Origin of the sequence: Cryptosporangium japonicum (assembly GCF_039524755.1) — a bacterium.
Taxonomy (GTDB): domain Bacteria; phylum Actinomycetota; class Actinomycetes; order Mycobacteriales; family Cryptosporangiaceae; genus Cryptosporangium; species Cryptosporangium japonicum.
The window spans coordinates 624,588-646,528 of sequence record NZ_BAAAGX010000006.1; the positions used below are offsets into that span (position 1 = coordinate 624,588).

The 21,941-nt window shown below is 71.7% G+C and carries 17 protein-coding genes; 12 read left to right on the forward strand and 5 right to left on the reverse strand.

Annotated elements, in window-relative coordinates:
• Positions 1-28 precede the first annotated feature (28 nt).
• From ABD437_RS07850 to ABD437_RS07860, 3 genes are all read right to left on the reverse strand, one after another.
• Complete coding sequence (locus ABD437_RS07850) at positions 29-10,405, reverse strand: IPT/TIG domain-containing protein (RefSeq protein WP_344648057.1); 10,377 nt, start codon at positions 10,403-10,405, stop codon at positions 29-31.
• Positions 10,406-10,534: 129 nt separating this feature from the next.
• Positions 10,535-11,422 carry a mycothiol synthase gene (gene mshD / locus ABD437_RS07855; protein WP_344648058.1) on the reverse strand — a complete coding sequence of 296 codons (888 nt, stop codon included), beginning with the start codon at positions 11,420-11,422 and terminating at the stop codon, positions 10,535-10,537.
• A gap of 23 nt (positions 11,423-11,445) precedes the next feature.
• The gene (locus ABD437_RS07860) at positions 11,446-12,162 is read right to left on the reverse strand and encodes a winged helix-turn-helix transcriptional regulator (protein ID WP_344648059.1); all 717 of its coding nucleotides are present in this window, start codon (positions 12,160-12,162) and stop codon (positions 11,446-11,448) included.
• Here ABD437_RS07860 and ABD437_RS07865 point away from each other — a divergent pair.
• From ABD437_RS07865 to ABD437_RS07900, 9 genes are all read left to right on the forward strand, one after another.
• The gene (locus tag ABD437_RS07865; protein ID WP_425558106.1) at positions 12,161-13,033 is read left to right on the forward strand and encodes an alpha/beta hydrolase family protein; all 873 of its coding nucleotides are present in this window, start codon (positions 12,161-12,163) and stop codon (positions 13,031-13,033) included. The genes ABD437_RS07860 and ABD437_RS07865 overlap by 2 nt on opposite strands.
• Before the next feature lie 20 nt (positions 13,034-13,053).
• Positions 13,054-13,902 carry a hypothetical protein gene (locus tag ABD437_RS07870; RefSeq protein WP_344648061.1) on the forward strand — a complete coding sequence of 283 codons (849 nt, stop codon included), beginning with the start codon at positions 13,054-13,056 and terminating at the stop codon, positions 13,900-13,902.
• 46 nt (positions 13,903-13,948) lie between these two features.
• Positions 13,949-14,680: an LmeA family phospholipid-binding protein gene (locus ABD437_RS07875; RefSeq protein WP_344648062.1), complete on the forward strand. Its 732-nt coding sequence runs from the start codon at positions 13,949-13,951 to the stop codon at positions 14,678-14,680.
• A gap of 28 nt (positions 14,681-14,708) precedes the next feature.
• Positions 14,709-15,131: a TlpA family protein disulfide reductase gene (locus ABD437_RS07880; RefSeq protein WP_344648063.1), complete on the forward strand. Its 423-nt coding sequence runs from the start codon at positions 14,709-14,711 to the stop codon at positions 15,129-15,131.
• 101 nt (positions 15,132-15,232) lie between these two features.
• Positions 15,233-15,307, forward strand: a complete 75-nt coding sequence (locus ABD437_RS42995) for an Ms5788A family Cys-rich leader peptide (protein WP_425558120.1) — start codon at positions 15,233-15,235, stop codon at positions 15,305-15,307.
• 79 nt (positions 15,308-15,386) lie between these two features.
• Complete coding sequence (locus ABD437_RS07885) at positions 15,387-15,851, forward strand: DUF4395 domain-containing protein (protein WP_344648064.1); 465 nt, start codon at positions 15,387-15,389, stop codon at positions 15,849-15,851.
• On the forward strand, positions 15,848-16,681 hold the full coding sequence (locus tag ABD437_RS07890) for a sulfurtransferase (RefSeq protein ID WP_344648065.1): 834 nt from the start codon (positions 15,848-15,850) through the stop codon (positions 16,679-16,681). The genes ABD437_RS07885 and ABD437_RS07890 overlap by 4 nt, the downstream gene beginning before the upstream one ends.
• A 2-nt stretch (positions 16,682-16,683) precedes the next feature.
• A complete protein-coding gene (locus tag ABD437_RS07895; RefSeq protein ID WP_344648066.1) occupies positions 16,684-16,986 on the forward strand; it encodes a DUF1416 domain-containing protein in 303 nt (100 codons plus the stop codon).
• A 176-nt stretch (positions 16,987-17,162) separates the two neighbouring features.
• Entirely contained in the window at positions 17,163-18,200 is a 1,038-nt protein-coding gene (locus ABD437_RS07900) for a hypothetical protein (protein ID WP_344648067.1), read from the forward strand.
• A gap of 29 nt (positions 18,201-18,229) precedes the next feature.
• Here the strand turns inward: ABD437_RS07900 and ABD437_RS07905 are convergent, their stop codons facing one another.
• A complete protein-coding gene (locus ABD437_RS07905) occupies positions 18,230-18,592 on the reverse strand; it encodes a DsrE family protein (protein ID WP_035858486.1) in 363 nt (120 codons plus the stop codon).
• Positions 18,593-18,796: 204 nt separating this feature from the next.
• On the opposite strand from ABD437_RS07905, the gene ABD437_RS07910 reads away from it, so the two are divergent.
• On the forward strand, positions 18,797-19,333 hold the full coding sequence (locus tag ABD437_RS07910) for a heme-binding beta-barrel domain-containing protein (protein ID WP_344648068.1): 537 nt from the start codon (positions 18,797-18,799) through the stop codon (positions 19,331-19,333).
• A 259-nt stretch (positions 19,334-19,592) separates the two neighbouring features.
• Here ABD437_RS07910 and ABD437_RS07915 read toward each other — a convergent pair whose 3' ends face one another.
• The gene (locus tag ABD437_RS07915; protein ID WP_344648069.1) at positions 19,593-20,441 is read right to left on the reverse strand and encodes an aminotransferase class IV; all 849 of its coding nucleotides are present in this window, start codon (positions 20,439-20,441) and stop codon (positions 19,593-19,595) included.
• 22 nt (positions 20,442-20,463) lie between these two features.
• Here ABD437_RS07915 and ABD437_RS07920 point away from each other — a divergent pair, with 22 nt between their 5' ends.
• Complete coding sequence (locus tag ABD437_RS07920; RefSeq protein WP_344648070.1) at positions 20,464-20,940, forward strand: Fur family transcriptional regulator; 477 nt, start codon at positions 20,464-20,466, stop codon at positions 20,938-20,940.
• Entirely contained in the window at positions 20,940-21,938 is a 999-nt protein-coding gene (gene ygfZ / locus ABD437_RS07925) for a CAF17-like 4Fe-4S cluster assembly/insertion protein YgfZ (protein ID WP_344648071.1), read from the forward strand. The genes ABD437_RS07920 and ygfZ overlap by 1 nt, the downstream gene beginning before the upstream one ends.
• The last annotated feature ends 3 nt before the right edge of the window (positions 21,939-21,941 follow it).

Here is a 21,941-nt window from a genome sequence, read left to right on the forward strand (position 1 = left end):
TCCGGCGTCGCAGGTTCTTCGCTGGTCGTCAGGCGCCACGGCGGCGCAGGGCGTCCTCCAGGTCGGGATGCCAGCCCTGGCCGATCACCTGGGGCTCCGGGTGCGGCATCGCGTGCCGGCCACGTCGCGCCGGTGCCGGCACCGGACCCCGCCGCACCGCCTGCCGGGCGGCGATACCGGCGAACAGGAGCAGTGCACCGATCAACCCCGAGACGAGGTTCTGCGGCGACGTGGTGGCCAGGGTGTTGCGCGGCGAGGCCACGGTGCTGTTCGACATCGACGAGGAGACCTGGCGGGCCGAGCCGACCGCGGCGTTCGTGCCGCCGTAGGTGTACTCGCTGGTCGCGACCCCGCCGCCGGTGATCACGTGCACGACGCTGGTGCCCGCGGTGCAGCGGGGCGCGGTGAACGTGAGCGACGTGCCGTTGCTGTTCACCGCGACCGCGTTGGCCGGCACCTTGCCGTTGCAGATCACGACCGCGGTGTCGGCGCCGCCGAGGTTCGCGCCGGTGATCGTGATCCGCGTGCCGCCGTCGGCCGGGCCGCGGGCGGGCGTCAGCGAGGTGATGGTCGGCGTGGCCTTGGCGGCCGCGCGGGGTTTGGCCGTGGCGGCGGTGAGGCTCGGTGGGCGCAGGCCGGTGGCGGGCGCGCGGTCGAAGAGCAGCGGGGCCGCGGCGGCGGTGAGGCGTTGCGGCAGGACGGCTACCGGGGCCGCGGCCGGGGCGATGAGCAGCGGGTTCGCTGCGGCGGGCGCGACGATCTCGGTGACCGGGGCCTCGATCGCGGTGTCGGGCGACGTCACCGGCTCGATGGCTTCCGGTGTCCCGGCTTCCGGTGTCCCGGCTTCCGGTGTCCCGGCTTCCGGTGTCCCGGCTTCCGGTGTCCCGGCTTCCGGTGTCCCGGCTTCCGCTCCGGTTCCGCCGGCCCCGTTCTCCGCTGTTCCCGGCGCGGTGCTGACCGGCTCGGTGTCGGTCGGCTCGGTGTCGGTCGGCTCGGTGTCGGTCGGCTCGGTCTTCGGGGGGACCGCGGTTTCGGGGGGCGTGGTGGCTGGATCCGTCAGCTCCGGGCCCGTGACCGCCGGGGCCGAGGTGTCGGGAACCGCGGCGGCGGGAGCTTCGGGCGCCGTGCCGACCGGAGCGGTAGTTCCGGGGGCGGTTTCCGCCGGGACCGAGGTCTCGGGGGCGGTCGCGGCCGGGACGGCGGTGGCCGGGTCGAGCGCCGGCTGGTCGGGCGTGGTGTCCGCGGGGGTCGCGGCGGCGGGTACGCAGGAGGCGGTGGCCAGGCGGATCGTGCCGAGGTCGGCCGGTGCCTCGTCGGCGCCGATCGCGGAGATCCTCGCCTCGACCACGGCGTGCGCTCCCCCGGCGTCGACCGCCGCGGTTTTCTGCAGTTCGACCCCGAGCTGCACCCCACCGACCGGCACGGTCACCGGAGCGCCGAACTCGGCCGGCTCACCGGCCACCCGGAGCCCGGACACGTCCGTCTCCGCGACCGGCGCCTCCGCCGAGCCACCCGGCGGGCAACTCACCTGCGCCTCCACCCGGTCGAGGCTCACCAGCGGCGTACCGAGCGCGGTGAGCGCGAACTCCCCGAGCCGGGCGGCGGCGGCCGAGCCGGCCTCCTGCCGTTCGGCGCTCACCTCGGTGGCCAGTCCGTGCGCCACGAGTCCGCCGGCGTCGGCGTTCACCGGAACCCCGGCCAGTGCCGTGTCACCGCTCTTCGGCGCCACCGCGACGACCCCGTCCCTGCTCAGCGCCGCGAACTCCACCGACTCCCCGGAGTCCGCGCCGCCGCCCGAGATCTCCCGCTCCGAGGCGCCACCCGAATCGACCGCATCCGCCTCGGCACCCGGAGAACCCTCACCGGGAGAAGACCCGCCAGCCGCAGAATTCTCAGCCGCGAACCCATCAGCCGGAGCACCCGGGGCGGCCAAAGAATCCGGGGCGGCCAGCGAATCCGGGGCGGCCAGCGAATCCGGGGCGGCCAGCGAATCCGGGGCGGCCAGCGAATCCGGGGCTGCCGGAGAATCCGGGGGCGTCGGCGCATCCCCAGCCGCCGGATCACCCTCGGACGGCAGCAGCGCTCTCACCGTCGCGGAGCGCAGATCAATGCTCATCACCAGCGCGGACGCCTCTCCGGCCGACGTCACCAGCCGCGCCCCGCTCGACGCGTGCACGAACGCGGGCGACACCAGCGGAGCACCGGACACCACGCTCGCGCTGGCGGGCCGCTCGGCCACCGCCAACACCAGCGCCGCCGCGCACGGCACCGCGACCAGCACCGCTCGGAGCCCGGTCGACCCCATCATCCGGGTCCTCGGCCGCGGGTGCCCCTTCCGCCTGGAACGCATCTTCCGACCCCTCGCAGTCGTCGAGTAAGGCGTGCCCATCGGCACCGTGAGCCCGCGGGCCCCCCACACGCACCCGGCGCCGAGCACCAGCAGCACGATGCCGCCGAGCGCCAGGCCGTCGACGCCGAAGCCGGTCACGTCGGTGCCGGTCGTCGGCAACCAGTTCGAGGTGCCGGTCCGGTTGCCGCCGCTGAGGTACCGGTTCCCGCCGGTGGAGGGCTTCTTGCCCTCGCTCGGCTTCGACGCCGACGCGGCGGCGAACTCCACCTCCGCGTCGGTGCTACCGCCCGCGGTGGTGAGCTTGATCGTCTGCTTGCCGGCCTTGCAGGCGGGTGCCCGGAACGAGGCCGTCGTTCCGCCGAGCCCGACCGTCACCTGGGAGGCGGGGATCGTGTACCCGCAGATCTGCACCGTCGTGCCGTTGATGACGAAGTTCTGGCCGGTCACCGTGATCAGTCCACCGCTGCCGACCTTGAGCTTCGCCGGCTTCACCGAGCTGTCCACCGGTGGCTTCTTGGGCTTGGGCGTGGTCGGTCCGCCGGGCGTGCCGTTGTCGGGTTCGTCGGTGCCGGGGTCGGTGCCGGGATCCGTGCCCGGGTCCGGGCCCGGATCGGTGCCCGGGTTGCCCCCGCCGGTCGTGTAGTACGTGTAGTCCAGCGGCTGGGCCGGGATGTTGCTGGTGGTCACGACGACGTACACCGCACCGGCGGCGTGCGCGGGCACCACCGCGGTGAGCGTGGTGGCCGACTGCACGGTCACGTTCGTCGCCGCGATGCCGTCGAACGTCACGGTGGTTCCGGAGTTGAAGCCGCTACCGGTGATCGTGACGGTCTGCCCGCCGGTGTCCGGCCCGGTGACCGGCGTCATGCCGTCCGCCGACGGACCGGCCGCGTAGTACACGTCGTTCGTCGACGCGGCGTCCTCGCCGGGCAGGATCACGCTGACGTCCGCGAGCGTGCCGTTCGGACGCGCCGGCGCCTTCGCGAGCACCTGCGAGTTCGGTGTCGCGGCGGCGATCCGGCTGGTCCGGCGGTTCGTCGAGACCGGCTGGACGGCCGCGGAACGCACCGACGCCGTGCTGGAGACGGCCTTCGCCGACAGCAGCTGACCTTCGACGCCGTCGAACGTCACCCGGACCGCGTTCTGGAGGTTGACGCCGTTGATCGTCACGAGCGTGCCGCCGGTGATGTTCGCGTACGGCGGCACGACCGACGTGATCGCCGGCGGCGTGTACTCGATCGTGCCCGCCGGCTTCGTGCTGTTGTCCGAGAAGACCAGGAGGACCGGCTTGGTGCCCTGGTCGTGCGGCGGCGAGGTGACGGTCACCTGCGAGGCACTGGCCACGACGTTGGTGCCGGGCAGTCCGTCGAAGTTGACGCCGGTGACCGCGGCCAGGCCGCTACCGGTGATCGTGACGGTCGAGCCGCCGTACGTCGGGATCTGGGGCGGCGTCAGCGATGTCGGCGTCGCGCTGTCGGAGATCGGCGGCACGGTCGCCGGCACGTAGGTGTAGCCACCGGTCGACTGGGCGTCCGCGCCGGGCAGCGTCACGACCACGTCGACCGCGCCGGCGGCGTGCGTCGGGGTGGTGACGGTGATCGAGCGGCCGTCGGTCGCGACGACCATGCCGGTGCCGGGCAGTCCGTCGAACCGCACGGCGCCGGCCTGGGCAAGCCCGGTGCCGGTGATCGTCACCGTGGTGCCGCCGTTGACCGGTCCGCTGGCCGGGACGATCGAGGTGATCGTCGGCGCCACGTAGTTCAGCGTGCCGATGTTCTTCTGCCCGGCGGCGAACTCCAGCCGGACGATCGGCGAACCGGCGGTCTCGCTGGCCGGGATCTTCGCGGTGAGCGAGGTACCGGCCGGGTTGACCGTGACTCCGGTCGCCGCGGTGGAGCCCACGTAGACCCGCGACACGTACGCCAGGCCGGTGCCGAAGATCGTCAGCGTGTCGCCACCGGCGGTCGGCGAGTCGTCGGCGGACAGCACCGCGGTCGTCGAGCTGCCGTCGGCGAGGTACGTGAACCGGGCCGGGGCCGGCGACTGACCGGGCTCCTCGATCGTGATGCTCGCGTCGCCGACCGTGCCGGCCGGCGTCACGAACGTGATCGTGGTGCCGTCGGTGCTCGCGGTGAACGTCACCGGCCGGCCGTTGATCTTCACCGCGGTCGCGGCGGCCAGGCCGGTGCCCTTGAGCGTGACCTGGGTGCCGCCCGATTCCGCCCCGGTCTGCGGCGTCACCGCGGTGATCACCGGTGTGGTGTAGGCGATGTCGCCGCCGTCGATCTTCCCGGCCGGGAAGCCGACCTCGACCTTCGCGGTGTTGTCGCTGGACGGCGGCGCGGTGACGGTCATCGAGCTGCCGTCGGCGGCCTTGTTCGTGATCGTGCCGGGCACCCCGTCGAACGTCACCTGGGTGGCGTCGTTCAGGCCGGTGCCGGTGAACGTGACGGTGCCGCCGGACGCCGGGAGCGTTCCCGGGTCGGCGCCGGTGACCGTGGCCCCGGTGCCGTCGGCGATGTAAGTGAACGTCTGCGTCGGCGGTGAGGCCGCGCTGTAGGTCAGCTTGACGTCGGCCGGACCGGGGGTGCCCTGCGGTGTCGTGAACGTCATGCGGGTGCCGCTGGCGTTGACCGTCGGGGTCACCAGCACTCCGTCCACCGTGACGCTCTGGACGCCGCTGAGCGCGAACCCGTCGATCGTCACCTCGGTGCCGCCGGCGGCCGGGCCGTTGGACGGCGACATGCTGGAGATCGTCGGGCCGGCGTAGTAGTAGCCGCGCGGCACCGTGCTGGTCGCGCCACCGGCCGTGGTCAGCACCACCTGCACGGCGCCGGACTGGGCGCGCGGCGGCGTGGTCACGACGAGTTCCCCGTTACCGGCGCTGACGATCTGCGCGAGGTCTCCGGCGAACGTCACCGCGGTGACGTCGGCCAGGTTGTCACCGGTGATCGATACCGTCGTGCCGGTGTTCGTCGGGCCGAAGGCCGGTGTGATCGCGGTGACCGTCGGTGCCGACGGCGCCAGGTAGGCGAATCCGCCCGCCTGCGTCGCGTCCCGGCCCGGAAGGACGACGGCCACGTCGACGACACCCGCGCCGTTGGGGGCTTGCGGGGTGCGCGCGGTGAGCGTGCTCCCGGAGCCACTGACCACCACGTCGGTCGCCGGCGCACCGTCGAACGTCACCTGGGTGGCGCCGGTGAAGCCGATGCCGGTGAGCGTGACCAGGGTGTCACCGGCCACCGCGCCCTGCGACGGGTACACGGTGTAGATCGCCGGTGCGACGTAGGTGATAGTGCCCGCGTCGAAGTTGCCGCCGGGGAACCAGACCAGCACCGTCACCGGGCCGGAGTTCTCGGTCGGCGGGGCCGTCACGGTGATCCGGGTGCCGTTCGGGTCCACCGCGAGGTCGTCGCCGGCCTTGCCGCCGAACGTCACCGCGGTCGCGCCGACGAAGTTCGTGCCCTGCAGCGTGACGGTGCCGCCGGCGGTCGGGATGCTCGACGGGCTCACGCTGGTCACCGACGTGTTGGTGCCGTCCGGCACGTACCGGTAGGCGGCCCGCTTGACCGCGTCCAGGCCCGGCAGCGTCACGACGACGTCGACCGTCCCGGGCCCGTGCGCCGGGGTCTTGACGACGACCGCCGAACCGGCCGGGTCCCGGCTGGTGATGTCGGCCGCGACGCCGTCGAACGTCACGGTCGTGGCCTGGTCCAGGCCGCTGCCCTGGATCACCACCGAGTTGCCGCCGGCGTCCGATCCGGACGCCGGGTCGAGCGCGCGGATCTCCGGGGCCACGTACTTCAGCTGGGTGGCCGAGAGCGCCGCGCCGTTCGGCGTGACCACCGCGACGTCGACCGCGGCGTCGGTCTCGGACTCCGGAACCAGCGCCCGTACCTGGGTGTCGGTCGGTGTGCCCTGGATGTCGGCGGACCTGCCGTTGATCGTCACCGACGTGGCGCCGCTCAGGTTGGTGCCGGTGATCGTGACGACTTCCCCGCCGTCGGTGGGGCTGGTCGTCGGGGAGAGCCCGGTGATCGACGGTGGCGGCAGCGGCGAGTAGGTGAAGCCGCCGACCGCGGTGGCGTCGGCACCCGGCAGCACCACGACGACGTCGACCGCTCCGGCCGCGTGGGCCGGGACCGTCGCGGTGACGACGCCGTTCTGGTCGACCGCGAAGTCGGTCGTCGGTTTGCCGTCGACGGTCACCGCGGTCGCGCCGGCCAGCCCGGTGCCGGAGACGCGGATGCGGGTGCCGCCGTCGACGTAACCGCGGTCGGGGGCGACGGTCTTGATCGTCGGTGCGACGTAGGCGGCCGTGCCGCCGCGGTAGGTGCCGAGCGGGAACGTGATCTCGACCGGCGCCGGGCCGGCGGTCTCGCGCGCCGGTGCGTTCGCGGTGAGCGTCGTGCCGTCCTGGCTCACCGAGACGACCGAACCGGCCAGCCCGTCGAACGTGATGCCGTTCGCGCCGGTGAGGTTCGTACCGGTGACCGTGACCTGCCCACCGGCGGTGGCGACCGAGGGCGCCACGTTGGTCACCGACGAGTTCGAGCCGTCCGCGACGTAGGTGTAGGTCACCGGCTGCGGGTCGGGGCCGGTGAAGTCGACGACGACCGGCGCGTCACCGGCGACGCCGGCCGGCGTGGTGAACGTGATCGTCGTGTCGGTCGTGCTGAACGTGGTGACCGCGACCCCGCCGACCTTGACGCTCAGCGGGTTCTTGAGCTGGGTGCCGGTGAGCGTGACCGACGTCCCCCCGGCCACCCGGCCGCTGGCCGGTGAGATGCCGGTGAGCGTCGGGCCCTGGTAGGTGTACCCGTTCGGGAGGACACCGGTGCCGGCCGTGCTGGTGACCGCGATCGCGACCGGACCGACGTCGTTGGACGCCGGTGTGGTGACGGTCAGGCTGGTGTCCGAGCTGACCACCAGGTCGCCGGCCGGCACCCCGTTGAACGTGACCTGGTTGACGTTGGTGAAGTTCGTGCCGGTCAGCGTGACGGTGGTGCCGCCGCTGCTCGGGCCCTGCGTCACCGAGACGTTCGTGATCGTCGGCGCTCCGGGGGCCACGTACGCGAAGCCGTTGTTCGCCCGGGCGTCGGCGCCCGGGAGCTCGACGACGACGTTCACCGCGCCGGCGTTGCTGCCGGCCGGGGTCCGGACGGTCAACCCGGTGGCGGTCACCGTGAGGTCGGTCGCCGGTGTGCCGCCGAACAGCACCCGGGTGGCCGCGCTCAGCCCGGTGCCGGTGATCGTCACGACGTCGCCACCGGCGAGGGCGCCCTGCGCCGGCTGGATCGACGTGATGGCCGGCGCCACGTAGGTGAGGTCACCGGCGTTGACCGTGCCGCTCGGGAACCGCAGCGCCACCGGGACGCCGCCCGGCGTCTCGGTCGCCGGTGCGGTCACCGTGATCGTGGTTCCGTTCGGGTCGACCACCAGGTTCGTTCCGGGGACACCGTCGAACAGGACGGCGGTGACCGCGGCGAGGTTCGACCCGGTGATCGTCACCGTGCCGCCGGCGGCCGGGATCGAGCGCGGATCGATGGCGGTGATCTGCGAGGCCGAGCCGTCGTCCTGATAGGTGTAGGCGCTCGTCGCCTTGGCGTCCGCGCCGGGAACCACCACCGTCACGTCGACGACGCCCGGCGCGTGCGGTGGCACGGTCACGGTGATCTTGGTGCCGGCCGGGTTCACGGTCACGGCGCCGGCCTCGGCGTCGCCGAAGCGCACCGCGGTCGCGCCGGTGAACCCGGTGCCGACGATCTCGACCGCGTTGGTGCCCGCGGCCGGTCCGCTGACCGGCGTCACGCTGGTGATCGTCGGCGCCTCGTAGGTGATCGAGCCACCGTCGGCGGAGCCGGCCGGGAACTTGATCGAGACCGCGGCCGCGCCGGCGGTCTCGGTGGCGGGCGCGGTGACCGTGATCGCCGTGCTGTTCACGGTCAGGTTCGTGCCGGGCACACCGGCGAACGTCACGCCGGTGGCGCCGGTGAAGTTCGTGCCGGTGATCGTCACCCGACGTCCCGAGGTCGGGATCGGAGTCGGGTTGATGTTGCTGACCGTCGTCGTCGAGCCGTCGTACTCGTACGTGTACTTGATCGGGTCCGGGTCGTGGCCGGTGACCGCCACCGTGATCTGGGTGTCGCCCGGGGTGCCGGCCGGGGTCGTGAACACCACCGACGTGCCGTTCGGCGCGACGCTGACGATGCTGGCGTCGACGCCGCCGACCTTGACCCCGGTGGTGGTCGACAGCCCGGTGCCGGTGAGCGTGACCTGGGCGCCGCCGCGCTGCGGGCCGGTCGGCGGGTCGACCGCGGTGAGCGTCGGACCGTCGTAGGTGAAGCCGCCCGGCCGCGTGCCGGTCGTGTTGTCCGACGTGGACATCGTGATGTCGACCGGACCGGCGTCCTCGGAGACCGGGGTGGTGATCTTCAGCGTCGTCGCGGTGCGGCTCGCACCGTCGATGGTGGCCGTCCGGCCGTTGACCTTCACCGCGTTGACGTTCGTGAAGTTCGTGCCGGTCAGCGTCACGACGGTGCCGCCGACGGTCGGTCCGCGGGACGGCGAGACGTCGGTGATCGTCGGTGTTCCCGGCGGCTGGTAGGAGTACCCGTTCGTCAGCGTGGCGTCGGCGCCGGGGAGCGTCACGACGATGTCGGCGAGGCCGGCGGCGTGGGCCGGCACGGTGAGCGTGATCCGGGTACCGGCCTGGTTGACGCTCACGCCGGTCGCCGCGGTGCCGCCGACCGTCACGGCCGTGGCACCGGTCAGCCCGGTACCGCTGAGCTGCACCTGGGTGCCGCCGGCGATCGGTCCCTGAGGTGGGTCGACGGCGGTGATCGTCGGCGCCTTGTACGTGTACGTGCCCGCGTTGACAGTGCCCGCCGGGTAGACGACGACGATCGGGACGTCGCCGCTCTGCTCGGTCGTCGGCACCGTCGCGGTGATCTGCGTACCGGCGGAGTTGACCGTGAAGTTCGACGTGTCGACACCGCCGATGCGCACGCCGGTGGCCGGGGACAGCCCGGAGCCGGTGATCGTGACGGTGTTCCCGCCGGACGTGAAGCCGGAGCCGGGGTCCGGTGCGTTGACGGTCGCGTCGGACCCGTCCGCCAGGTAGGTGTACTTCAGCGCGGTGCTGCTCCCGCCGGCCGACGTGACGACGACATCGGCTTGGCCGACCGGTTTCGCCGGGGCGGTGTAGGTGAGCGAGTTGCCGTCCGCCGAGACGCTGGTGACGGTGGCGGGTGTGCCGCCGACGGTCACGGTGGTGTTGCCCGGCACGAAGCCGGTGCCGGTGACGGTGACCGCGGTGCCGCCCGACTGCTTGCCCGACGACGGGCTCAGGGCGGTCGCGGTGGTGGCCGGCACCGCGGGCTTCTGGCAGCTGGCGGTCGCGAACGCCAGCGTGCCGAGGTTGATGTCGATGCCGAGGTCGGCGGTGAGCCGGATCGACACCTGCAGCCCGGCCGCGTAGGCCGAGTTGACGGTCGTGGTCTCGACCCGGGTCGCGACCACGGTGAGCCGGGCGTTGGCCAGGCCGCTGACCGTGACCGCCGAGCCCTTGGTGACCGACACGTTGGCCGCGAGGTTGACCGCCTGGCCGAGGAGCGTGACGCCGGTCGTCGAGGTGGTCGCGGTCTGCTTGCCGGTGGCCGGGCAGGTGACCTCGCCGGAGAGCGCGCCGACGTTGAGCAGCGACGTGCCCAGCAGCGTGACGTTGAGACCGGCGATCTTGGCCTTGGCCGACGACTGCACCGAGCCCTTGGTGGCGGTGATCGTGTCGACGTTCGCGTTCGCCGAGACCCCGAGGCCACTGAGCGGCAGGGTGAGCACGCCGGCGTCCCTGGTGCCGCCGGCGGCGGGTGCGTCGGCCGCGCCGACCGACCCGTTCAGCTGGAGCAGGGGTATCCCGAGCACGGTGGCGCCGAGCTGGGCCACGATGCCGCGTGCGGACGCGTCACCGGCCGCGGCTTCCGCACGGGTGGCGGGCAACTGCCCGAGTGCGCTTCCGACGAGCAGCGACGTGATCAGCGCGCCAATTCCGCGCATGACTCGCCGCGACATGGTGCCCTGGGAGGAAGGCGCCACCGATTTCGGCAGTTGCATACCGACAACCTACGAATCGTCCCAATAAACTGTTAAGTCAGTAAACGGGTGCAATTCGGGTGCAGAACCGGATTAATCGCGGCGCGCGTACATCACGTCCGTCGCACATACCTCGAACCCGAGACCGGTATAGAGACGCACCGCGCGTGGATTTGATTCGTCGACGTAGAGCGTCGATTCGGTGGCTCCGGTGCGGGCCAGGTACTCCAGGCCGGCGAGCGTGAGCGCGGTACCCAGCCGCAGGCCCTGGGCGTCGGGATCGACCCCGACGACGTACACCTCGCCCTCCGGGCCCGGCGTGCCGTCGTCGGCCCGCTCACGCTTCGTCCAGTGGTAGCCGAGCAGCTTCGACGGGTCGTCGGCCGGCACCGCGAGCAGGAAGCCCGACGCGTCGAACCACGGCTCGGCGAGACGTAGTTCAAGGTCCTGCTGAGTCCATTTACCCTGCTCAGGATGGGTGGCGAAGGCGCGGGCGTTGACCCGGAGCCAGGCTGCGTCGTCGGCGCCGGGCTCGAACTCACGCAGGCGGACGCCGTCGGGCAGCTCGGTCGGCGGCAGCGGGCGCGTCAGCGGACGGCACATCTTGAAGAGCACGCGGGAGCGCTCGAGCCCCAGCTCGGCGGCCAGCGCCCGTGCGGCTGGGTGCTCCCCGTGGGCCCAGATCGCGAGGCGGCCGTCGGTCGCGGCGAGCATGTCCTCGATCAGCTTCCGGCCGAGGCCTTTACCGCGCGCGCCCGGATGTATTACCACTTCGCCGGACTCATTCGCGATTTGCGCGTAGCCCGCAATTTCGCCGTCGATACGCACGAAAAGATGTCTGACATCCGGATATTCGGCCGGATTACGCAGCGCCAATAGCGTCTGCTCGGAAAACGGTGCTACCCCGTCAACGACGGTGGCCGCGCCGGCAAGCGCGACCACCGCGTCGATGTCCCCTGCGGTTACAGACGTCACCCTCATGTAATACAGCAGAAGCTGCTGCTTCAGACCACCGTGAGCAGCGGGTCGTTCTCCGGCAGCGTGCGCGGCGGCGGGGTGACGAACTTGTAGCCGACCTGACGAACGGTGCCGATCAGCGCCTCGTGCTCGCTGCCGAGCTTCGCGCGCAGACGACGGACGTGGACGTCGACGGTACGGGTGCCGCCGAAGTAGTCGTAGCCCCACACCTCGCGCAGCAGCTGGTCGCGGGTGAACACCCGGCCGGGGTGCTGGGCCAGGAAGCGGAGGAGCTCGAACTCCTTGTAGGTGAGGTCGAGCGGACGGCCCTTGATGCGGGCCGAGTAGGTCTGCGGGTCGATCACCAGCTCGCCCGCGCGGACCACACCGGGCTCGTCGTCGGCGGCCTCGTTGCCGTTCTTGCCGGTGGCCAGGCGCAGACGCGCCTCGACCTCGGCCGGGCCGGCCGAGGTCAGGAGAATGTCGTCGACGCCCCACTCGGCGTTGAGCGCGACCAGACCGCCCTCGGTGAGCACCGCGAACAGCGGCACGGTGAGCCCGGTGGTGCGCAGCAGCCGACAGGTGGAGCGAGCACCGGCGAGGTCGCCGCGGGCGTCCACCATCACCGCGTCGGGGGTCGGACCGCCGAGCAGCGCCTTCAGATCACGCGGGGCGGTGCGGACGGTGTGTCCGAGAAGATCCAGGGCAGGAAGCACGGTAGCGGCCTCAGCTTCGACGCCGGCCGTCATGAGGAGGATTTCCATGGGCCACCTCCGGGTGAATCGATCCGGTCGGGCGGCGCTGCCCAGGTCAGCCCCGACATGTGCGGCTCGGAGCGTTACGGGCAGGATAACAACAGTGAACCTCGGAGAGCCGGTGCTCCTTCTCACAGATGACCAAATTCAGCTTTTCGGTTCGTGGTGGCCGTCCGCTCCGGCAGGTCAGGCCGCTGCCGAATCGGACACTTTGATCATCTTCATCCCTGGCTTCACGGGTCACGCGCGCATTGCGGCCGTGCGACGTCTCGTCGTGCGGCTGCGCCGGCGGGCCGACGTCCTCGTCGTCGAGCTGCGTGGCCACGGACGCAGCGCCGGCCGGTCGACGATGGGCGCCGAAGAGGTGGCCGACGTCGCCGCGGGCGTCGAGTGGGCACGCCACCGGGGCTACCGCCGGGTGGTGACGGTGGGCTTCTCGTTCGGCGCCGCGGTGGTGCTCTGCCACGCCGCACTCCACCACGACGTCGACGCGGTGGCCGCGGTCAGCACGCCGTCGCGCTGGTTCGTGCGCGACACCCCGATCATGCGTGCCCTGCACGTCCTGGTCGAGAGCCTGCCCGGCCGGGTGGTGGCACGCACTGTTTACAAGGTGCGGCTCGCCCCTCTGACGTCTGACATCCCGCCGTCCCCGCTGGAGCTGATGCCGCGGATCGCGCCGATCCCGGTGCTGCTCGTGCACGGGCTGATCGACCACTACTTCCCGATCGAGCACCCGCTGGCCCTGGCGGCGGCGGCCGGCGACAACGCGACGGTCTGGCTCGAGCCGGACTTCGCCCACGCCGAGAACCGGTTGCCGGTCGCGCTGGCCGATCGGCTCGGACGGTGGCTGACGGAAGCGGCGGCCGAGGTACGCCCGTGAAGGTCTGGCACGATCGGGGCGTGCCTGACTCCGAAGCACCTGCGCCCGAGACGTCACGGGTGGACGCGGACGCCGGCGTGGGTACCGCCGCTGTCGCCGGCGTCACCGCGCTGGTGGTCGGTGTGGTGCTGGGCGGAGCCGCGCTCGGCGGTCCGCTTCTCTACGCGGCCGCGATCCTGCTGGCCCAGCTGGCGCTGGTCGGCACCTGGTGCGTGGTCACCCGCCCGCCGGGCACGGTCGGCACCGCGGTCGTCGGTGCGCTCACCGCGCTCGCGGCCGACGCCGTGGCGCTGGCCACCGGCCGCGGCGGCGCCGGTGCGCTGGTCGCGGTCCTGGCCTGCGCGTTCGGCGCGACGACGTTCCACCAGCTGGCGCGGGGCGTCGCCCGGCGCAACGTGACCGAGTCGTTCGGCTCGACGCTGACCGTCGCGGTCGCGGTGATCGCGCTGGCCGCGACCGTCGCGCTGCGGCAGGCCGACGAGGCGCACCTGGTCACCCTCATCGCGGTCGCCGCCGCGCTCGGCATGGTCGTGGCCCGGCTGGCCGACCTGGTGGTGCCCCGGCCCACCGTGCACGAGGACGTCCCGCGCGGGATCGCCGGCCCGGTGCTCGGCAGCGCGGTCGCGGCCGGGGGTTCCGCGCTCGGCGTGACGCTCGGCCTCGACCTGCCGCTGGGCCCGGCGACGCTGGTGGGCTGGTTGGTCGGCACCGCGGCGGTGCTCGCCGACCTCGGTGTCGACCTCGCGCGCGCCGGGCGGATCGCGGCCGGAGGACCGGCGACGTCGGGGCCGGGCGGTGCGGCGCTCGGGCCGCTGGTGGCGTTCGCGGTCGCGGCCCCCATCGGTTACCTCGTGGGCCTCACCCTGTAAGACGTCTTACTCGGCCCGAGAACGCCTGAGCGCTGGAGGAACACGAATGGCCAGAAGTCGGCGCAGCGGCTGCCTCATCCTGGTGTTGATCCTGGTCGTGATCCTCTGCGGAGTGGGATTCGCGGTGGACCGCGCGGTGGCCTCGGCCGCCGACGAGCGGCTCAACGCCGCGGTCGCGCAGAACCTCCGCGACAACGGCACCCCGGCGCAGTCCACCTCGGTCGAGACGATCGGGTTCCCGTTCCTCACCCAGCTGCTGTCGGGTGACTTCGACGGCGCCGACGTGCGGCTCAACTCGGTGAAGACGTCGGAGGGCACCGTCGACCGCGTCGACCTGAAGCTGCGGAACGTGAGCATTCCGCAGGACGTGCTCCGCGGCGGGCAGCTGCACGACGTCACCGCGAAGAGCATCACCGGCACCGGGCACGTGAGCGTCGCGGAGATCGCGCGCCGGCTCGGGGTGACCGGGCTGAAGCTGGAGAGCGCCGGCCCGGCCCTGCGGGCGACGCTGCCGGTGGAGGTCCCGGTCGTCGGTTCGATCGAGGTGCGCGCCGACGTCACGCCGAAGCTGGACGGCAACACGCTGACGTTCGACGTCGGCACGGTGAGCGCGGCCGGCATCACGGTGCCGAGCGCGGTCGTCGACGAGATCACCCGGCAGTTCGCCCGGCCGGTCGCGCTGCCGCTGCCGTTCGAGGTGAAGCTCGACAAGGTGACCGCGAGCAAGGGGTCACTGCAGGTCACCGGCAGTGCGACGAACGTGCCGCTGGTGCAATAAGAATCGCCGCCCGCGTGTTGGCCGGTGCATGGGTGACCGGATCTGGATCCTGGCGGCGGTGCTGGCCGTGGCGACCGCGGTCGGGCTGATCTGGCGTGCGCGCACCGGCCGTGTCCGGACTACGGAGGACCACGTGGACGTCTGGGCCGAACTGGGGATCGAGCCGGGGAACGCGGCGGTGACGCTGGTGCAGTTCTCCTCGGCGTTCTGCGCGCCGTGCCGAGCCACCCGGCGGATCCTCACCGACGTCTCCGGGCAGCTGCCCGAGGTGCACCACGTCGAGGTCGACGCGGAGTCGCACCTCGACGTGGTGCGCAAGCTCGATGTGCGCAGCACCCCGACGACGCTGCTCGTCGACCGCACCGGGGCGATCACCGGCCGGGCCGTCGGCCAACCCCGCCGGGACGACGTGCTCGCCGCTCTCGGCCCCTATCTTTCTCGCGACGTGTAAATCCTTCCTTACAGGTAGGAAATAGCCGTTGTCCCGCACACCAGGAGTGACGTCCCACATTTCAAGACGACCACCCCGGACCGTTTGCTAGGCTGACCGGCATGAGCCCCCTGCTCACCAAGCGCCGCGCGGTAGATCTCTGCCGCGTCGACAGCTGCCTGTGTCCCCCGGCCTGACGCCGGGCGATGCACGCTGAGCAGGTTCTGATCGCGTGACCGTCGCCCTGACCCCAGCTCACTGGATGTCAGGAGACCCATGTCCTTATCCCCGAAGGCCGTCGATCCGCGTGGACCGCGGTTCGCCGCCTGGATCACCACGGTCGTTCTCGCGGTCGTACTGCTCACCGGCAGCGGGTGGCTGCTCGCCGCCCAGGCGGTGGTGTTCGCGCTCGGCGCGTTCGTCGGGTTGGGCGTCGCTCCGTACGCGGCGCTCTACCGCGTACTGATCGCGCCCCGGCTCGCCCCGCCTACCGAGCGTGAGGACGCCACCCCGGTACGGTTCGCCCAGGGCGTCGGTTTCGTGTTCGCGCTGGTCGGCACCGTCGGGTACCTCTCCGGGGCACCGCTCGTCGGCATCGTCGCCACCTCGGCGGCATTGATCGCGGCGTTCCTCAACGCCGCGTTCGGGCTCTGCCTCGGCTGCCTCGCGTACCTCCGCGGCCGGCTGCTGCTGTCCCGCTTCTCCCGCACGAAAACCCCACACAAAGGAGTGCCTGCATGAGCCGCGAGTCCGCGCTCGTCTCGACCGACTGGGCCGAGAAGAACCTCAACGCCGAGAACACCGTGTTCGTCGAGGTCGACGAAGACACCACGGCCTACGACAACGGGCACATCCCCGGCGCGATCAAGCTCGACTGGAAGACCGACCTCCAGGACCCGGTGCGTCGCGACTTCGTCAACAAGGAGCAGTTCGAGGCGCTGCTCTCGAGCCGGGGCATCGGCAACGACGACACCGTCGTGCTCTACGGCGGCAACAACAACTGGTTCGCCGCGTACGCGTACTGGTACTTCAAGCTCTACGGCCACGAGGCCGTGAAGCTGATCGACGGCGGCCGCAAGAAGTGGGAGCTCGACGGGCGCGAGCTGGTCAAGGACGTCCCGCAGCGGGCCGCCACGACCTACACCGCGAGCGAGCAGGACGCCTCGATCCGCGCGTTCCGCGACGAGGTCGTCGCCGCGATCGGCGTCCAGAACCTGGTCGACGTCCGCTCGCCCGACGAGTTCTCCGGCAAGCTGCTCGCCCCGGCGCACCTGCCGCAGGAGCAGTCGCAGCGTGGCGGTCACATTCCCACCGCGGTGAACGTGCCGTGGAGCAAGGCCGCGAACGAGGACGGAACGTTCAAGTCGGACGACGACCTCCGTAAGATCTACGGCGAGGCCGGCCTCGACGACAGCAAGGACACGATCGCGTACTGCCGCATCGGCGAGCGGTCGAGCCACACCTGGTTCGTGCTGCGTGAGCTGCTCGGTCACCAGAACGTGAAGAACTACGACGGTTCGTGGACCGAGTACGGTTCGCTGATCGGCGTCCCGATCGAGAAGGGCGTCTGAGCATGTGCGGAGCTCCTGAGCAGAGCGAAGACCTGAGCACCGAGGGCATCGACACCGCCAAGGAAACCGTGATCCAGGGCATCGTCACCGCGGGTGACGGCTCGCCGGTACCGAGCGCGTTCGTGCGGCTGCTCGACTCGAGCGGCGAGTTCACCGCCGAGGTCGTGTCGTCGGCGACCGGCGCGTTCCGGTTCTTCGCGGCGCCGGGCGACTGGACCGTCCGGGCGCTGCACTCCAGCGGCAACGGCCAGACCGACGTGTCGGCCGACAAGGGCGTCAACCAGGCCAGCCTGGTGCTCGCCTAGTCTCTTCCGCTCGTCGACCAGGGCCTGTCCGGCATTCGCCGGGCAGGCCCTCGTCATGAGCGCGGTAACGCTCCTACCCTGGTCACATGGCCCGGCCGCGCGACGACGCGGGCGACGGCGAGCGTCACCAGAGCCGTGCGCCTGCCTATTGGGACGATGGGGACGACGCTTCCGTCGTGCGCAGCACCAGCATCTGGGAGTCGTCCCGTCCGCAGCCGGATCCGGCGGAGGCACCCGACGAAGCCCCGGCGTCGTCACCGGAGCCGGTCGACCAGACACCACCCGACGAGGCGCCGGAGCCGCCGCGGCCGGTCGCGATCCGGTGGCCCGAGCTCTGGGAGCGCGCCCGGCGGACCCCGCTGGTGTGGATCGCGGCCTTCGTCGTCGGCGCGCTGCTGGGCGGCGTGGCCGTCCACGGCTGGGAGACCCAGGCCGCCGACGCGGCCCGCCGCGACGCCGTGCAACTGACCGCGCGGGTCGCCGAGGACGCGGCCAGCAGCGCGAGCTGGACCGGCGCGCGTCAGCCGTGGACGTTACGGATCGTTCTCACCAACACCGGCCCGAACGACGTCCGCCTCCGCGACGCCACGCTGCCCGACCGCCGGTACACGTCGAACCTCCGTGAGGTGAGCCGCGGCGTCCGGATCCCCGCCGGGCAGGAGACCTGGATCTCGATGGACGTCACCCACTCGTGCCGCCGGGGCGGCCCGGCGTCCGCACCGCACGACGTCGCGCTGACGGTGGCGCCGGCCGGCCGGCCGGAACGCGACGTGCGGGTGCGGCTGGCCGACGACAACACGCTCTTCGTCGACACCGCCCGGCAGAAGTGCCAGACCGTCGCGAGCGACATCTGGGTCACCTCGGAGCTGGTCGGCGAACCGGCCGATCTGGACACCGTGCTGGTGACACCGATCCGGATCCGCCAGCACGACCGGCGGGCCGTGGCGGTCCGGGAGTTACGCACCCCGACGCCGGGCCTGTCGATGCTCGCGTCGACCCGGCCGATCGACTTCGTCGAGGACGTCACGCCGGTGACCGCGTTGCGGTGGTCCATCGCGGACTGCGCACGGGCACGAGCGGTCGTCTACGCCGAGGTAGGCATCTCGGGCGTCGTGCAGCTCAGCAACGGTGATCCCTCGATCCGGACGGCGATCGTGCTCGACGCCAACGCAGTGCTGGCCATCGTCCGCTTCATTACCCGCTCGTGCGGGTGAGCACAGCATTACCCGCTCGTGCGGGTGACTCAGTAGACGAGCGCCTGGGCGTTGTCGAGCAGGATCTCCTCCACGAACACCGCCGCACCGGCGATCCGCACCCCGGGCAGCACGTCGTTCTCGGTGATCTCGCGCCGGGCCGCGCACTGCGTGCAGAGCGTCACCCGTCCGGCGGACAGGAGCGAGATGAGGAGGTCCGACAGCGGGGCCGAGTGCGGGAGGTCGAACTCGGCGGCCCGGCCGGGCAGCGCGAACCAGGACGATTCGCCGGTGAGCCAGAGCGAGACGTCGACTCCGGAGGCCAGGGCCGTGGCGGCGACCGTGAACGCCTGCGCGCAGCGCTCGGGAGCATCCGCTCCAGCTGTCACCTTGACGACCAGTGAGCGGCTCATGCCGATGACCTTAGGGCTCCGGCGGCCCGGCCGCTGTACCCGCCGCGCTGTGTCAAGGGCCACCCGCCGGGATGGCGGGTTCGCGCCATAGACTCGGGGGGTGCTCGAGACATTCTTCCTAGTGCTGCTGGTCGCGGCCTTCCTCGTCATCGGCTGGTTCGGCTTTTACGTCGTGTACAAGCTCTACCAGGGGCAGCGCTGACCGTGACCGATCCTGCCGGGTACCCGTACGAGGAAACCCACGACCTCCGCACCGGCCCGAACCTGCACGAGTCGCTGCTCGGTCTGCTGCCGTTCGTCGGCGTGTGGCGCGGCACCGGCAAAGGTGGCTACCCGGGCATCGAGGACTTCGACTACGCCCAGGAAGTGCGGTTCAGCCACGACGGCCGTCCGTTCCTCGCGTACGAGGCCCGGGCCTGGATCATCGACGCCGAAGGGCGCCCGATCCGCCCGGCGGCCCGCGAGGTCGGCTGGTGGCGTCCGCAGGGTGAGGATGCGGTGGAGGTGCTGCTCGCGCACCCGACCGGGTTCGTCGAGGTGTACGTCGGCGAGATCGACGGCCTGAAGGTGGAGCTGAGCACCGACGCGATAGTGCGCACCGCGAGCGCCAAGGAAGTGTCGGCGAACCATCGCCTGTACGGAATCGTCGAGGGCGATCTGCTGTACGCGCACGACATGGCCGCCATGGGCAACGATCTGACGCCGCACATGAGCGCCCGTCTCAAGCGCATAGCTGGCTGAGGGCATTAAAAAGCCCCTCAGGCTTTGTTCCGCGATGTGATTCGCGGAGCCGGTCGGACGAAGCCGGCAGCCTGAGGGGTCGGTGGTTACCTTGGTTTGCCTTACCGCCGTCTACGTGCACAAAGGCAGCGGTTCGGACCGTAGTCCAACGGGCGGCTAGGAAGTAGCCACCTCACGAGTCCGATAAGTATTCAACTTTGGACCACCTCCCCTCTCGTGTACCTCGAATCTACGTCGGGCTCCGGGAGTCGGCAACGCATTAAAGCGGGAATCCGAGAATTCGTTGTACGCCCTCGGTGAACCCCCGCTCGCCGAGCGGCTCGCCGTCGAGCGTCGTCACCCGGGCCGCGCCCCGCACGCTCGAACACAGCCACACCTCGTCGGCCGCCTTGAGCTCGTCGACGTGCACGCGGGTGTGCTCGGCCCGCAGGCCCAGTTCGCCGGCCCGGTCGAGCAGGAAGTTCGCGGTGGTACCGGCCAGGATCCCGGTGTCGACCGGCACCGTGCGCAACGCGCCGTCCGCGACCCACACCACCGTGGCCGTCGGCGCTTCCAGCACGAACCCCTCGGTCGACACCAGGACCGCGTCGTCGGCCCCGAGCGAGGCGGCGTGCCGCAGCGCCGCCATGTTCACCGCGTAGGAGAGCGTCTTGGCGCCGCCCAGCAGCCAGGGCGCGGTGTTCCGGGCGTCCGCGGGTACGCCGAGCGAGACCGAGACGACCGCGACCCCCTCGCGGCGGCCCCGGAGCTGGGCCGGCGAGACGTCGAACATCGTCGCGAACACGGTGGGTGGTTCGACCTGTCCCGTATCGGCTCCCCTGGTGCAGACCACCTTCACCGCTACTTCGGCGTCCTCGACCGCGTCCACCAGCACGTCGTCGATCAATGCGGCGAGTTCGTCGGCCGGCGGGAGCGCGATTCCGAGGGTCCGGGCCGAGCCCGCCATGCGGGCCAGGTGTTCGTCGAGCTGCCAGGGCTTGCCGTACCGCACGTGGACGGTCTCGAAGATGCCGTCACCGCGGGTGAGCCCCGCGTCGTCGGCCCGAGCGATGGGGGTTTCGACCGGTACGCGACCCCGGCCGAGGACAGCAAGTGCGCGGGTAGTCATGCCCGTGAATACCATGGCGGGTATGGCGCTACCGTCACTGACCGATGCGCTGCGGTCCCGCGGGCTACGGATGACCGTGCAGCGGCAACTCGTCATGGAAGCCGTCGAGCGGCTGGGGCACGCCACCCCGGAACAGCTGCACGCGCAGGTGACGCAGACGGCGGCCGGCATCAACCTCACCACCGTCTACCGCACGCTCGAGCTGCTGGAGCAGATCGGCCTGGTGCGCCACACCCACCTCATCGACGCCGCCACCACTTATCATCTGGCCGCTGACCAGCACTTCCACCTGGTCTGCCGGATGTGCCGGACGGTGTCGGAGGCGCCGATCGGGATGCTCGCCGACCTCGCGGGGCGGCTGGCCGACGAGCGCGGTTTCAACATCGACGTCGGCCACGTCGCCCTGTTCGGGGTCTGCGGGAACTGCAGCGACGGAAATACCTGCGAGCCGGAGACCGCTGCACCTAGCGGATCCCCCAGCCCGGAGGTGCTGTCGTAATGAGCCGTGTTCTCGCCGAAGGTGTCGACGCCGGAGTCGCCGCGCACTACGGCGACCCGTTCCGTGAACAGCGGTACCTCGCCGAGGACGTCGGTGTCGTCGACCGGAGCAACCGCGGTGTCATCGCGGTGCCGGGCGCCGACCGGCTGAGCTGGCTGCACAGCCTCACGTCCCAGCACCTCGAGGCGCTACCGGCCTGGCAGGGCACCGAGGCGCTGGTGCTCTCCCCCCACGGGCACGTCGAGCACCACTTCCTGGTCGGCGACGACGGCGAAACGACCTGGCTGGACGTCGAACCGGGCACCACCGACGCCCTGCTCGGCTACCTGCAGAAGATGGTCTTCTTCATGCGGGTCGAGCCGGCCGACGTCAGCGCCGACTGGGCGGTGCTCTCGGTGATCGGCCCCCGGACGGGCGAGGCGCTCGCCCGGCTCGACGTGGCGCTGCCGTCCGAGCCGTACCGGCTGGCACCCCTGCCCGGCGGCGGGTTCGTGCGCCGCATGCCGGGGTCGGGCGCCGATCTGCTCGTACCCCGCGGCCAGAAGGACGCGGTGATCGAGCGCCTGGGCGCGCCGCTCGCGGGCATCTGGGCCTACGAGGCACTGCGTGTCGCCGATCGGCGTCCGCGGCTGGCGTTCGAGACCGACCACCGCACGATCGTGCAGGAACCGGAGTGGATCCCGACCGCGGTGCACCTGGAGAAGGGCTGCTACCGGGGTCAGGAGACGGTCGCGCGGGTGCACAACCTCGGTCGGCCGCCGCGCCGGATGGTGCTGCTCCACCTCGACGGCGTCAGCGAGGAACTGCCGGTCCAGGGCACGGCGATCACGCTCGGGCGCGACGGACGCCCGGTCGGCTTCGTCGGCACCGCGGTGCGCCACTTCGAGCTCGGCAACATCGCGCTCGGCCTGGTCAAACGGAACATCCCGGACGACGCCGACCTGTGGGTCGGCGAGACGCGGCTGGCCGTCGACGAGCCCGTCGTCTCGAAAACGTGAGAT